Annotated in this window: 13 protein-coding genes; 8 read left to right on the top strand and 5 right to left on the bottom strand. The window is 65.6% G+C overall.

Annotated elements, in window-relative coordinates; translation table 11 throughout:
- Positions 1–10: 10 nt before the first annotated feature.
- The 4 genes from ABZ827_RS08520 to ABZ827_RS08505 all read left to right on the top strand — a co-directional run bounded on the left by ABZ827_RS08520 (position 11) and on the right by ABZ827_RS08505 (position 3,576).
- Entirely contained in the window at positions 11–799 is a 789-nt protein-coding gene (locus ABZ827_RS08520; protein ID WP_357234255.1) for a glucose 1-dehydrogenase, read from the top strand.
- Positions 796–2,160, top strand: coding sequence for an MFS transporter (locus tag ABZ827_RS08515; RefSeq protein ID WP_357234253.1), 1,365 nt, complete (start codon positions 796–798; stop codon positions 2,158–2,160). Before ABZ827_RS08520 ends, ABZ827_RS08515 begins: the two co-directional genes overlap by 4 nt.
- 72 nt (positions 2,161–2,232) lie before the next feature.
- A complete protein-coding gene (locus ABZ827_RS08510) occupies positions 2,233–3,081 on the top strand; it encodes a mycofactocin-coupled SDR family oxidoreductase (RefSeq protein WP_357234250.1) in 849 nt (282 codons plus the stop codon).
- Positions 3,082–3,123: 42 nt separating this feature from the next.
- The gene (locus tag ABZ827_RS08505; protein WP_357234247.1) at positions 3,124–3,576 is read left to right on the top strand and encodes a nuclear transport factor 2 family protein; all 453 of its coding nucleotides are present in this window, start codon (positions 3,124–3,126) and stop codon (positions 3,574–3,576) included.
- 82 nt (positions 3,577–3,658) lie between these two features.
- Here the strand turns inward: ABZ827_RS08505 and ABZ827_RS08500 are convergent, their stop codons facing one another.
- Positions 3,659–4,420, bottom strand: a complete 762-nt coding sequence (locus tag ABZ827_RS08500) for an SDR family NAD(P)-dependent oxidoreductase (protein WP_357234244.1) — start codon at positions 4,418–4,420, stop codon at positions 3,659–3,661.
- Positions 4,421–4,924: 504 nt separating this feature from the next.
- Here ABZ827_RS08500 and ABZ827_RS08495 point away from each other — a divergent pair.
- The 4 genes from ABZ827_RS08495 to ABZ827_RS08480 all read left to right on the top strand — a co-directional run bounded on the left by ABZ827_RS08495 (position 4,925) and on the right by ABZ827_RS08480 (position 8,392).
- A complete protein-coding gene (locus tag ABZ827_RS08495) occupies positions 4,925–5,740 on the top strand; it encodes a crotonase/enoyl-CoA hydratase family protein (RefSeq protein ID WP_357234241.1) in 816 nt (271 codons plus the stop codon).
- Positions 5,737–6,909, top strand: a complete 1,173-nt coding sequence (locus tag ABZ827_RS08490; protein ID WP_357234238.1) for a thiolase family protein — start codon at positions 5,737–5,739, stop codon at positions 6,907–6,909. The genes ABZ827_RS08495 and ABZ827_RS08490 overlap by 4 nt, the downstream gene beginning before the upstream one ends.
- Positions 6,910–6,944: 35 nt before the next feature.
- Complete coding sequence (locus tag ABZ827_RS08485; protein ID WP_357234236.1) at positions 6,945–7,355, top strand: OB-fold domain-containing protein; 411 nt, start codon at positions 6,945–6,947, stop codon at positions 7,353–7,355.
- Positions 7,356–7,492: 137 nt separating this feature from the next.
- Complete coding sequence (locus ABZ827_RS08480; RefSeq protein ID WP_357234233.1) at positions 7,493–8,392, top strand: TIGR03620 family F420-dependent LLM class oxidoreductase; 900 nt, start codon at positions 7,493–7,495, stop codon at positions 8,390–8,392.
- Between the two features lie 124 nt (positions 8,393–8,516).
- Here the strand turns inward: ABZ827_RS08480 and ABZ827_RS08475 are convergent, their stop codons facing one another.
- From ABZ827_RS08475 to ABZ827_RS08460, 4 genes are all read right to left on the bottom strand, one after another.
- A complete protein-coding gene (locus tag ABZ827_RS08475; RefSeq protein WP_357234231.1) occupies positions 8,517–9,251 on the bottom strand; it encodes an NAD(P)-binding domain-containing protein in 735 nt (244 codons plus the stop codon).
- A gap of 33 nt (positions 9,252–9,284) precedes the next feature.
- Positions 9,285–10,031 (bottom strand): NAD(P)-binding domain-containing protein, encoded by a 747-nt coding sequence (locus tag ABZ827_RS08470; RefSeq protein WP_357234228.1) that lies wholly within the window; start codon positions 10,029–10,031, stop codon positions 9,285–9,287.
- Positions 10,032–10,287: 256 nt separating this feature from the next.
- Positions 10,288–10,884, bottom strand: coding sequence for a helix-turn-helix domain-containing protein (locus ABZ827_RS08465; RefSeq protein ID WP_357234225.1), 597 nt, complete (start codon positions 10,882–10,884; stop codon positions 10,288–10,290).
- 231 nt (positions 10,885–11,115) lie between these two features.
- Positions 11,116–11,952, bottom strand: coding sequence for a LysR family transcriptional regulator (locus ABZ827_RS08460; RefSeq protein WP_357234222.1), 837 nt, complete (start codon positions 11,950–11,952; stop codon positions 11,116–11,118).
- Positions 11,953–12,026: the final 74 nt, after the last annotated feature.

Genomic DNA, 12,026 nt, shown 5'->3' with positions numbered 1-12,026 from the left:
ATATTTCCGCATGAACGACACCACTCCGACAGCGGTCCGAAGCGTGGACCCATTGTTCGACATCGCCGGCAAGGTCGCGATCGTGACCGGAGCGAGTTCCGGTCTCGGCCGGCAATTCGCCACCGCGATGGCACAGCGCGGCGCCTATGTCGTCGCTGTGGCGCGGCGAAAAGACCCGCTCCTCGCGCTGGTCGACCAGTTTCCCGAACACATTCTTGCCGTATCGGCGGATGTCACGAAAGACGACGAGATCCGCGATGTCATCGATCGCACCGTGGAATGGCGGGGCGCAATCGATATCGTCGTCAACAATGCCGGCATCACCTCGATCCAGCCGGCCGAAGACGAAGACCCGGAAACCTTCGGCAAAGTGATCGACGTCAACCTGATCGCGCTCTACCGTCTCTGCCACCTCGCCGGTCGCCGGATGCTGGAACAAGGCCGGGGCACGATCATCAATATCGCGTCCATCAACGGCCTGGTCGCCAGCTGGTCGATTCCCGAGGCCGGCTACTGCGCCAGCAAGGGAGCGGTGATCAGCCTGACGCGCGAACTTGCGGCGCAATGGGCGGATCGCGGTATCCGGGTCAATGCCCTCGCGCCCGGGTATTTCCGGAGCGAGCTCACCGAGGAGCTGTTCACCAGCAGCGCCGGTGAACGCCGGTTCCGGCGCATGCCGATGCGGCGCGGCGGCCGTGAAGACGAACTCAACGGCGCCCTGGTGTTCCTCGCCAGCGATGCGTCGTCCTATATGACGGGACAGACGCTCGTCATCGATGGCGGTTGGACAACAGTGTGACCACCGAGAAGACCGGCAACGAGGCCGGTATGCCCCGGGCGGAATCGCCGGAAACTTCCGCCGATCGCGACGCCGAGCCCGATATCAGCCCAGCGATGCTCCGTCGCGCCGTGATCGCGAGCTGCGCGGGTTCTTTCGTCGAGTACTACGACTTCGCCGTGTACGCCGCCCTGACCCCCGCCATCGCGAGCACCTTCTTCTCCGCGACAGACCGGGTGAGCGGGCTGCTGAGCACACTGGGCATCTTCGCCCTCGCGTTCCTCGCACGGCCGCTCGGTGGCCTGATCTGGGGGCGCTTCGGTGACAAGATCGGGCGGCAGACGACGCTGGTCTCGGTCATCGTGTTGATGTCGGTCAGCACGGCTGCCATCGGATTGCTTCCGGGCTACGAGACGATCGGCGTCCTGGCGCCACTGCTGCTCGTGATCCTCCGCGTCCTGCAGGGTATTTCGGCGGGAGGTGAACTACCCGGTGCGACAATCTTCGTCGCCGAATCCGCACCGAACCACCGGCGGGGCTACTTCGTGAGCTGGATCGGGGTGTCGATCACGTGCGCGACCCTGGCGGGACTTCTCACCGCCGCGCTGCTCGCGGCGCTTCTCTCCACCGAATCGCTGAACAGCTGGGGATGGCGCATTCCGTTCCTGCTCGCCCTGCCACTCGGCCTGGTGGGGCTCTACATCCGGGTGAAGCTCGACGAATCCCCCGCGTTCGAACTCGCACGGAAAGCCGAGGCGACTTTCCACAGCCCGCTTCCCGAGGTGCTCGGAAAGGTATCGATGTACCGCCGGATGGCGGTGACCGGACTGCTCGGTGCCGGTGCGTTTCTCGGTTACTACATCATGATGATCTATATGCCGACGCTGTTGACCAGCGAACTCGGCTTCGACTCCGGCGACGGTCTCCTGGCGATCTGTGCCGGCGGCGCGGCCATTGCCGTCCTGGGGCCGCCGATGGGCATACTGTCCGACAGATACGGCCGCCGGCGGGTCCTCGTCTACGCGGCGGTGGGCTTGATCGTATTCACCTACCCGAGCTTCCTGCTGCTCGACACCGGCAACTTCCTCGCGGCCGTGGCGGCGCTGATATTGCTCGCGATACCGGTATCGGCCGGACAGGCCGTGTATGTCACTGCCGCACTGGAACGTTTCCCCACCAGTATCAGATACACGGCATTCGGCATCAGCTACAACGTCTTCGGGCTGATCGGCGGGACCGCGGCATACGTCTCCACCTTCCTGGTCGCGCAGACGGGAACCACCTACGCGCCTGCCTTCTATCTGATGGCTGTTGCCGTGGTGGTGCTGCTGACAACGTTGCGGGTTCAGGAGACCGCGAGCCGACCCCTCGAATCGGCATAAGAGATATTCCGGCGCTTCGTCGGCAACCGTTATCGCCGGTATCCGCCGGTATATTGAACTAGGAGGACCACCATGGGACGTCTCGACAACAAGGTCGCGCTCGTGACCGGCGCCGCCCGCGGCCAAGGACGGTCACATGTCCTGCGGCTTGCCGAGGAAGGCGCCGATGTGGTGGCGATGGACATCTGCGCACCGGTGGACACCGTGCCCTATGCGCTGCCTACCCCCGAGGATCTGGCACACACCGCCGAACTGGCGGGGGAGACGGGCCGCCGGATCATCCATCGGCAGTGCGATACCCGGGATCTGGCCGGACTCCAGGCCGTTGTCGCCGAGACGGTCGCGGAGCTCGGTGGGATCGATATCGTCGTCGCTAATGCCGGCATCACCGGTTTCGCGCCCTCCTGGGAGATGTCCGAACAGCAATGGCAGGAGATGATCGACGTCAACCTCACCGGCACCTGGAAGACCATCCGGGCGGCGGTGCCGTCGATGATCGAGCGGAAACAGGGCGGCTCGATCATCCTCACCAGCTCGCTTGCCGGTCTGATCGCTTACGGGGATCTCTCTCACTACACCGCCTCGAAGCACGGCGTCACCGGCCTCATGCGCGCGCTGGCGGTCGAGCTCGCTCCGCACAACATCCGGGTCAATTCACTGCATCCCGGCAACGTCGACACACCGATGATCAACAACCCGGTGGTCCACAATGTCTTCCTTCCCCACGTGGCAAACCCGACGCGAGCCGAGGTAGAAGAGGTTTTCGTTCAGCTGCAGGGCTTGCGCGTGCCCTGGATCGAAGCCGTCGACGTGAGCAACGCGGTGGTCTACCTCGCCTCCGACGATGCTCGCTACGTCACCGGCACCACCCATGTGCTCGATGCGGGAGCAATGGCCCCCAACAAGATTCCGCACCGGTGACCGGCCGACGGCACAGAACCGGCTGATGAAAGGTCCGCACTGATGTCCATCGAAGACAAATTTGCCATCACCGAGCTGAACCATCGCTACGCCCTGCTCCTCGATACGGGTGAGCCCGCTCGCTGGGCGGCCGAAGTATTCACGGAGGATTGCTTTCTCGACGAGCGCCAGGTCGATTTCGGTCTCCACGTAGGGCGCGAGGCCATTGCGGCGTACGGGGACGAACTGGTGGACATGGTGGAACACGTCGTTCACCACATGACCAACCACGTGATCACCATCCTGTCGGAAACCCGCGCCACGGGTGTCGCGTTCGGTATCTGCGATGTGCAGCACGCGGGCGGCGGCCCTCGGCTGCGGTTCAATGTTCAGTACGAGGACGAATACAGAAAAGTCGATTCCACGTGGCTGATCTCCAAGCGGGTGCTGGTGAAGACCTTCGAGCCCGAGCAGGTCGGCAAGGCGCCGCTCGCCTCGGGACAGCGTGAGGCGTGATGGCGCATTACAGGCCGCGCCCGAATAAGTGTTGTCACCCCGGGTTCCCCGCAGCGCTCCGCGGCCGGCGAACTCGTCGCCGCTAATCGACCATGGTCAGGCCACCGCTGACGCTGAGCACCTGGCCGGTGATGTAATCGGCTTTGTCGGAGACGAGGAAGGTGACCGCGGTGGCGATTTCGTCGGTCCTGCCGACTCGTTTGAGCGGGATGGTCGACAGCAACATGGATTTGATGCGGTCGGAGGTATCGTCGGCCCACAGCGGGGTATCGGTGGCGCCGGGGGAGACGCAGTTCGCGGTGATACCGCGCTTGGCCCACTCCCGGGCCAGCGATTTGGTGAAAGCGATGACGCCGCCCTTCGTGGCGGCGTAGACGGCCTGCCCGCCGCTACCGACCCGGCCGGCGTCGCTGGCGATGTTGATGATCCGTCCGGAACCGCGTTCGACCATACCGGCGCCGACTTCGTGGCAGACGAATATCGTCGACATGAGATTGACGTCGACCAGATTGCGGATCTGCTCGGCGCCGAGTGAGACGAACGGGTCATCACCTGCCCATCCCACGTTGTTCACCAGGATATCGATGGGCCCGAGGGTCGTCGTGATCGTGCGGGTCAGTGCCGCGACCGCTTCGGGCGAGGTGACATCGCAGGTGAATGCGTGGGCTCGGAAACCTTGTTCCGACAGGTGCTGTGCGACAGCATCGGCGCGGTCGCTCCGAAGATCGCATACGGCCACATGGGCGCCGGACGATGCCAGCTGGGTGGCGATCGCAGCGCCGATTCCCTGGCCCGAGCCGGTTACCAGCGCGACTTTCCCTTCGAGGGATACCTGCATCTTCATACCTCCGTACTCGGGGAGTGAGGTCCTGTCGGGCAACGGCTCACCGTGATCATCAGTCCTTATATATGGACAATATTGGTCAGTATTAACCGTTGTGGCACTATTCCGCAAGTGTCATGCGTAAACGGCTGGATGCTTCGACCCTAGTGGAATTGTTTCTGGCGGGAGGTTGGCAGCGCCGAGCGCGGGCCGGTTATTGCTGAATAACAGCGGCGACTGGCGTTCGGGTCGACATATCGTGCGGCCCGTCGCGCTCGGCGGAAATGGTCTGGGTATGGTCCTCTGTTGCAGCAGGTGGGCGGCCATCTTTCTAATTTGGACTAGATGTGTCAGTATAATCGATGTCACGGTGATGATCGATCGCGCTCCGCGGGGCGGCAGCGGTCGGCCGGTCCGTTACGGGCTGCCGAGTGCGGTCGACGCCGGGCGGGGTCGTTGCCGTTCTTCGACGCCGGATTGTGGCCCGAACAACCCATCCCGAGTCCGATAGCAGTGAGGCGAACCATGACAATCGGAGAAGCTCACGACCTGCATACCGAGGCGGTCGTGACGCAACAGCGTGGCAATGTCCTGCTGATCACGATCAACCGGCCGCGGGCCCGTAACAGCATCAACCGGGTCGTCGCCGAATCGATCGGCGCCGCGCTCGAGACAGCCGAGAACGATCCGGCGGTCCGAGCGATCGTTCTCACCGGCGCGGGCGACCGGGCATTCTGTGCCGGGGCAGATCTCAAGGCGCTGGCCGCCGGGGAAGATATCCACCCCGCGGGTGCCCGTGCCCGGTGGGGTTTCGCCGGGTATGTCGATCACCCCGTCAGCAAGCCCACCATCGCCGCGGTCAACGGGTTCGCGCTCGGCGGCGGCACCGAACTGGCGCTGGCCAGCGACCTGGTCGTCGCGGCGGACACCGCCGAGTTCGGCCTGCCCGAAGTGCGGCGCGGTCTCGTGGCCGCCGCGGGCGGTGCGTTCCGGTTGGCGCAGCAGATCCCTCGGAAAGTCGCCTTGGAGATGGTGTTCACCGGTGAGCAGATCTCGGCCGCGCGAGCCTTGGAGCTGGGCCTGGTCACCCGGGTCGTTCCGCGGTCGCAAGTTCTTGCGACGGCGCTCGAGCTGGCCGATGTCATCGCCGCCAACGCGCCGCTGGCGGTGCAGGCCACCAAGCGTATCGCCGCCGGAATCACCGACGGAGGTGTGGAGCGCGAAGCGGCGGACTGGACCCGCAACCGCCTGGAAGCGGGACGGGTCCGGCACACGCAGGATGCGCTGGAGGGGCTTCGTGCCTTCGTCGAGAAGCGGACACCGAACTGGACGGGACGATGAAACCGACTCTTCATACTCCGCGCTCGCCGATCATCGCCGGGCTCGGAATGACCGAGATGGGGAAGATATACGGCAGGAGCGCCGGTCAGTTCGCCGCCGAGGCCGCCCGGCTGGCGGTGGCCGACGCCGGACTGGCCCTGTCGGATGTCGACGGTTTGCTCGTCTCCGGGGGTGTGACCAACGATGTCGGCTTCGGGCTGCAGGTCGACCTCGGACTGCGCGATCTCGCGGTGCTCACCCAGATGCAGGCATTCGGTTCTACAGCGGGCGCGATGGTCCAATACGCATCGATGGCGGTGCAGGCCGGGATGGCCGAAGTCATCGTGTGCGTGTTCGGCGATGCTCCGCTTGTGGAAGGGGCCGGGGCGGGCCGGGCCTATTCGGATGGTCATCGGACGCCCTCCGGATGGGCGGGCCTGCAGCGGTCGACGGGTGCCGTCACCCCGAACGTGCTGTACTCGCTGGCGGCGCGACGCCATATGCTCGAATACGGGACGACTTCCGAACAGTTCGGCGCCATCGCCGTCGCCCAGCGCGAATGGGCTCTGCTCAATCCACTGGCGCAGATGCGGACCCCCATCACCCTCACCGACCACCACCAGTCCCGCATCATCAGCGATCCGTTTCACCTCTACGATTGCTGCCTGGTCTCGAACGGTGGTGTCGCCGTGGTGGTGACCACCGCCGAACGTGGTCGCGACCTGGCGCAGCCGCCGGTCCGCGTTCTCGGATGGGCACAAAGTCATCCCGGCACGAAATTGCGTCGTCACGACGACTTCGGGTTGGTGACCGGCGCGGCCCGCTCCGGGCCGGCGGCCATGTCGATGGCCGGCGTCACCGTCGACGATATCGATATCGCCGAACTCTACGACTGCTACACCTACACCGCTCTGGTCAGTCTCGAGGATTACGGGTTCTGCGCCAAAGGCGAAGGAGGCGAGTTCGTGTCGACGCCGGGAAATATCGGCCCCGAGGGCAAGCTGAAGATGAATACCGGTGGGGGACAGCTGTCCTCGTATTACATGTGGGGTATGACCCCGCTGTCCGAGGCCGTCCTGCAGGCGCGCGGGCAGGCAGGTGCCCGGCAGGTAGACCAGCACGAGCTCGTCCTGGTTTCGGGTAACGGCGGAATTCTCGACCACCACTCGACCTTGATCCTGGGCTCGTGAGCAGGGTCGGAAGAAACGGAGGGATTCCCACATCTATGAACATTCAGCCTGTTGTCCGCGATGCCGCCACCTCGGAATTCTTCGACGGCGCCGCACGAGGAGTCTTCCTGGTGCGCCGGTCCACGGAAACCGGCGAGGTCCTGGCCCCGCCCGCAGTACAGGACAGCGTGGGTAACACCGATCTGGAATGGGTGGCGGCTTCGGGGCTCGGCCGGGTCGTCTCGTGGGCGTTCGTCCCCCGGCGGGGCGGCGGTTCGGATACCCCGGTCGAGCTCACGATCGGTGTGGTCGAACTCGATGAGGGGCCGTGGTGGTGGACCCAGCTCGTCGATATCGAGCGCGATACCCTCACCGCGGGACTACGAGTCCGCGCGGTGTTCCCCAAATCCGGGCCGGCGGAAGCCGACGAGTATGTCCCGGTCTTCACGCCCACACCGGACGAGTAGGCCATATTTGATTCGACAGGGCCGGCCTTCGGGATCGGGCCGGTCGAGCCGGCATTCCGGTCGCCGTGGTGTCCCGGCGGCACGCTTCGCTGATATCGACAACATATCCGACGAACCTGGAAAGTAGGTCAAGAATTATGTCCGATCGAACTGCCGGCGTGAAGTTTCCGTCCGAGGTCGGCGTCTGGTGGAACAGCGAGGCGTGGCCGATACGTGAGGCGCAGGACATCGCCCGGGAAATCGAAGCGTTGGGGTTCGGTTCGCTGTTCATGCCCGAGGGGGGCGGGAAAGACGCGCTGGTGGAATCCGGGGCCTTTCTCTCGGCCACCGACCGGCTGGTGATCGGCACCGGTATCGCCAATATCCACGTCCGGATACCGACAGCGGCGGAGTCCGGCGGCCGCATCCTCAGTGCCCTGTACCCGGGGCGGTTCGTGCTCGGTCTGGGCGTCAGCCACGGCGCGTTCGTCGAACAGTTGGAAGGGGGTGCGTATCGCAAGCCGCTGGCGACGATGCGGACGTATCTCGAGCGCATGGATGCGCTGTCCCCAGAGATCGAGCCCGGCGCCAGGCCGCTACGTCTGCTCGCCGCACTGGGACCGAAGATGATCGAACTGTCCGGCGAACACGCCGATGGAGCCCATCCCTATCTGGTGACGCCCCAGCAGACGCAGGTCACCCGCTCGATCCTCGGCCCCGATCGCTGGATCGTCACCGAACAAGCCGTGGCGATCGGTGGCGATTCCGAGGATCAACTTCGGCGTGCGCACGACCATCTCACGATGGGTTCGACGCTGCCGAACTACCGGAACTCGTGGCTACGCCAAGGTTTCGACGAATCCGACCTGGTCACCGGTGGGTCGGACCGGTTGGCCCGCGCACTGGTCGGCGTGGGTTCGGCCGACGACGCGGCCGCTGCGCTCACCGCACATCTCGACGCCGGCGCGGACCACGTCGTCGTGCAGGTCCTGACGGACACACCGGCGACCGATCCGCGGCCGGTGCTCCGTGAGCTTGCCAAGGCGTTGCAGTTGTAATTTCACCGGTGACCAGCGCTGGGCTTGCCATCCGACGGTGTGCGGACGGCCGCGCGAGATGGCGCCACCGCAACGGGACGCCGGCCTCTTCTACCGGAGAGGTCGGCGGCCCGCGGGCGGTGGGTCAGTGGTGTGCGGCGCGATTGATCGCGACGGTCTCGTCCAGCGAGGGTGCCGCAGTCAGGCTCGTGAATTGCTCCCCGAGCCGGTCACGAGTACGGGGAGCTTCGTCCTTGTCGGCCGCTGCCAGGGCCCGCCGCAACTCCGCGGCATCCAGTTCCGTGCAGTAGGCAGGCGTCCCCGGCTGCTGCCGCCACGATTCGGCCAGAACACCGGCATCGACCGGATCGAAGCCTGTGTCGTCGACGAGCTGCATGACGATCCGGCGGGCTAGTTCCGAGTCGGCGGCAACGGGGATCGCGATGCGACCAGGCGTTCCGGCGGGTACTCCCTTGGTCTGCTGCGTCCCCGCGAGCGCCGCGTTCCACGCCTTCACAATCGGTTTGCCGAGCTGCTCGGCGCTCCACACGCTCTCGACCTGCCCGTGGTCCACCGCCTCGACGTGGCCGTTCATGCCGGGATAGTAGTTCGACGTATCGACGATCACGGTATCGCCGGAAACCCCGGCGAGGACGCCGGCGAGCTCGGGCTGCTTCGCGAACGGGATCGACAGGATGATGACCTCCCTGTCGTGGGTCGCGGCTTCCAGGTCGACTGCGCGAGCGCCCGCCTCGCGGACGTCGGTGGCGACGGCCTCCGGGCCCCGGGCGTCCGCGACCAATACGTCGTGTCCGGCCTCGCTGAGCCGGCGTGCGATATTGCCGCCGATGGCTCCGGCGCCGATAACGGAAATCCTCATATCGTGTTCCTTTCTTCTGCCGTGTGCGGATCGCTACATGAACAATGCGCGGCTGAGACGGACGCCGTACTCCGAGTCGGGGTTCGTCGTCCCGTCGCCGACCCTTTCGAAGATGGCGGCGACCGACAGATCGCGCCGCTTCGGCAGTCGTGCGGCCTCGGCGCTCGCCAGGGCCGCCGGCATCTCGTCGCGGGTGAGGTCCGTGCAGTACGCCGGTGCCCCGGGCTGCTGACGCCACGATTGCGCCAGCGGTCCGGCATCGAAACCATCGAATCCGGTGTCCTCGACCAGCGCCATGCCGACCGCGCGTTCGCTGTCGTCATCGGCGGCGACCGGGATGGCGATACGACCCGGAGTGCCCGGCGGCGTGCCTTTCAGGGCGAAGGAGACGGAGCCGATGGCGTTCCACGCCTTGACGATCGGCCGACCGAGCTGTTCTGCGGCCCAGATACTTTCGACCTGGCCTGCCTCGATCGCCGCTATTTGGGAGTCGCGCCCCGGATAGTAGTTCGAGGTGTCGATGACAACGGTCCCGGCGGGTACGCCGGTGAGTAGCGGCGCGATATCGGGCAACCGGTTCAGCGGGGTGGAGAGGATGACGACGTCCACATCTTGCACCGCTTCGGACGCGGTCACCGCACGTGCTCCCGTCTCCAGGACCGTGGCGTCGATCGTTTCGGGCCCGCGGGAGTTGGCCACCTTCACGTCGTGTCCGGCCGTGCTCAACTTTCGACCGAGTGTCTTGCCGATATGGCCGACACCGAGAATGCCGATTTTCATCCAGTAACTCCTTGGGTTGTTCTATCGATTTGCTCGATCGGGCAACGCTGCGCGGTCGCCGTGTCGGCCGAGCCGTTGGACGGCCTCTTCCTCGTTTCCGGCCCTGTGCGACCCGGACCGAATTGCGGGGCTCACCGCCGCGGGTACTGGGCCTGCCGAATGACGGAAAAGCCGGCATTTTTCCAGGCGTTACCGAACGCGTATGCCGCGGTTCCGCCTCGGTCTTGCGGGTCGGCGAGTACGGCGGGTGATGCTGCTACAGCTTGTTGTGTTGTTCGCGGTAGCCGTTCTCGATCAGTGTCAGGAGACGATCGAGCGCCTGCTGGTCGGCCTCGGCGGCGCCCATGGTCCATGCCACCGAGACGGCCAGGAGGAACAGGTCACGCCCGCTCACCGCGGCCCGCACCTGTCCCGTGAGTTGCGCGCCGCGCATGTATTCATCGGTGGTCCCGATGAGATTTTCGCAGGGCACCGTCAGCGGGTTATCCGGTTCCAGTGCCCGCGCCGCAGCCATGAGCGGTTCCGGCAACCCGCTGAACGCGCTGAAATATTCCTCCATCGCACGCAGCCATTGCCTCAGCTTTTCCAGCGCGTCGTCGAGCTGAGCGATATCGGCTCGACGTGCCTCCAGTTCTTCCGAACGGGACTGCAACACCGCCGCCAGCAGCGCCTCGCGGTTCGGGAAATGCCGATACAACGTGCCCGGCCCGACCCCGGCCTCCTTGGCGACCGCCTCCAGCGACGTGCCGACCCCGAACCTCAGGAACTGACGCTGAGCCGCCTCCAGCAGAGCAGCACGGTTGCGCTGGACATCCGCGCGCGGCCGGCGGCCCGGCTGCTCCTCGGCGGCCATACGTCCTCCTACCTGATCCACACGGCAAAGCGGATGCTTCCTCCGGATACCTTCTGAGCATAAAACGGAGGCCGCATCCGGTCAACCTCGGGGTCGATGGCAGATCCGATATGACCGCACAAGCGTGGTCCTCCCGGTAATCCGCTGCGGGCACCGATAACGAGAACTCGTGCTCTGGTGTTCGGGCGCTCATGGAAAAGGTCCACGTCCAGACCGCTCCGATGTGCGGGTCTACGAGTCGACGCGCCGGCCGGCGGTGAGGCGTGCCCGCAGTGTTTCGATGATCCGCGCTCTGGTCATGGCGTCGATGCGGTCGCTGGTGGCCGCATACAGAGTCACGTCGGGGATCGGGGGTAGCGCGTCGATGCGGCTGATCCCGTCCGGCGGCGGGCCCAGGCGCGGCAGTGGGGTGACCCCGAGGCCGTGCCGTGCGGCGGTGAGCACGCCGGTCAGGTCCGGGCATTCCTTCACGACCCGGTGCGGGGCTTTCGTCAGCGACGCGAGCGCTTGGTCCCGTACCGCGCACGGGCGAGTGAAGAAGATCAGGCGGTCGCGAGGGGCGTCGTCGGTGCCGAACCATTGCAAGGGAAGCTCGGCGATGGCATGGCTTCCGCGAGCCGGCCGGGTGAGCATCAAGGCCACGTCGGCGCGGTCGTCGTGAACCAGATCGCGCACATGGGCGCTGCGAGTCAGCCGCAGTCTGATCTCGTGGCCGGGATGCAGGGCATTCAGGGTGGATACGACACTCGGTACGAGGAATTGCGCCGCGTGTTCGGTCGCGGCGACCAGGAACTCGCTGTCCCCGGGGGGCGCCAGGGCGTGGATCGCGTCGTCGTGGTGCGTCAGGATCACCCGTGCCCGGGCGACGAGTTCCTCGCCGTCGCTGGTGAGTCCGATTCCTCGTCCCTGGGCGGTGACCAGCCGGGTGCCGAGTGTTTTCTCGAGCTTGCGCAGATGGTTGCTGACGGCTGACGGGGTGAGGTGGAGCGCCTCGGCGGCTCGGCGCACGCTCGAGAATGTCGCGACCGCGACCACACTGCGAAGTTGGGGGATGTCGAGAGTGGCCATAGCGCCAGTATGCCGCAAGACTGTTCACGTTTTGTGAACGGTCTTGCGGCGGCCGTGCTCGCGGCCGATTGTGG

This window comes from Nocardia sp. NPDC019395, assembly GCF_040632335.1.
GTDB lineage: Bacteria > Actinomycetota > Actinomycetes > Mycobacteriales > Mycobacteriaceae > Nocardia.
Note: the sequence above shows the minus strand (reverse complement) of the source record. Positions and strands in the feature narration are given on the sequence as shown.

Excerpts from the sequence above, each read along its gene's own strand:
- ABZ827_RS08490 (WP_357234238.1), top strand. The coding sequence starts at position 5,737 with ATGAAACCGACTCTTCATACTCCGCGCTCGCCGATCATCGCCGGGCTC.
- ABZ827_RS08500 (WP_357234244.1), bottom strand. The coding sequence starts at position 4,420 with ATGAAGATGCAGGTATCCCTCGAAGGGAAAGTCGCGCTGGTAACCGGC.
- ABZ827_RS08470 (WP_357234228.1), bottom strand. The coding sequence starts at position 10,031 with ATGAAAATCGGCATTCTCGGTGTCGGCCATATCGGCAAGACACTCGGT.
- ABZ827_RS08465 (WP_357234225.1), bottom strand. The coding sequence starts at position 10,884 with ATGGCCGCCGAGGAGCAGCCGGGCCGCCGGCCGCGCGCGGATGTCCAG.
- ABZ827_RS08475 (WP_357234231.1), bottom strand. The coding sequence starts at position 9,251 with ATGAGGATTTCCGTTATCGGCGCCGGAGCCATCGGCGGCAATATCGCA.
- ABZ827_RS08460 (WP_357234222.1), bottom strand. The coding sequence starts at position 11,952 with ATGGCCACTCTCGACATCCCCCAACTTCGCAGTGTGGTCGCGGTCGCG.
- ABZ827_RS08495 (WP_357234241.1), top strand. The coding sequence starts at position 4,925 with ATGACAATCGGAGAAGCTCACGACCTGCATACCGAGGCGGTCGTGACG.
- ABZ827_RS08485 (WP_357234236.1), top strand. The coding sequence starts at position 6,945 with ATGAACATTCAGCCTGTTGTCCGCGATGCCGCCACCTCGGAATTCTTC.
- ABZ827_RS08480 (WP_357234233.1), top strand. The coding sequence starts at position 7,493 with ATGTCCGATCGAACTGCCGGCGTGAAGTTTCCGTCCGAGGTCGGCGTC.
- ABZ827_RS08510 (WP_357234250.1), top strand. The coding sequence starts at position 2,233 with ATGGGACGTCTCGACAACAAGGTCGCGCTCGTGACCGGCGCCGCCCGC.
- ABZ827_RS08520 (WP_357234255.1), top strand. The coding sequence starts at position 11 with ATGAACGACACCACTCCGACAGCGGTCCGAAGCGTGGACCCATTGTTC.
- ABZ827_RS08505 (WP_357234247.1), top strand. The coding sequence starts at position 3,124 with ATGTCCATCGAAGACAAATTTGCCATCACCGAGCTGAACCATCGCTAC.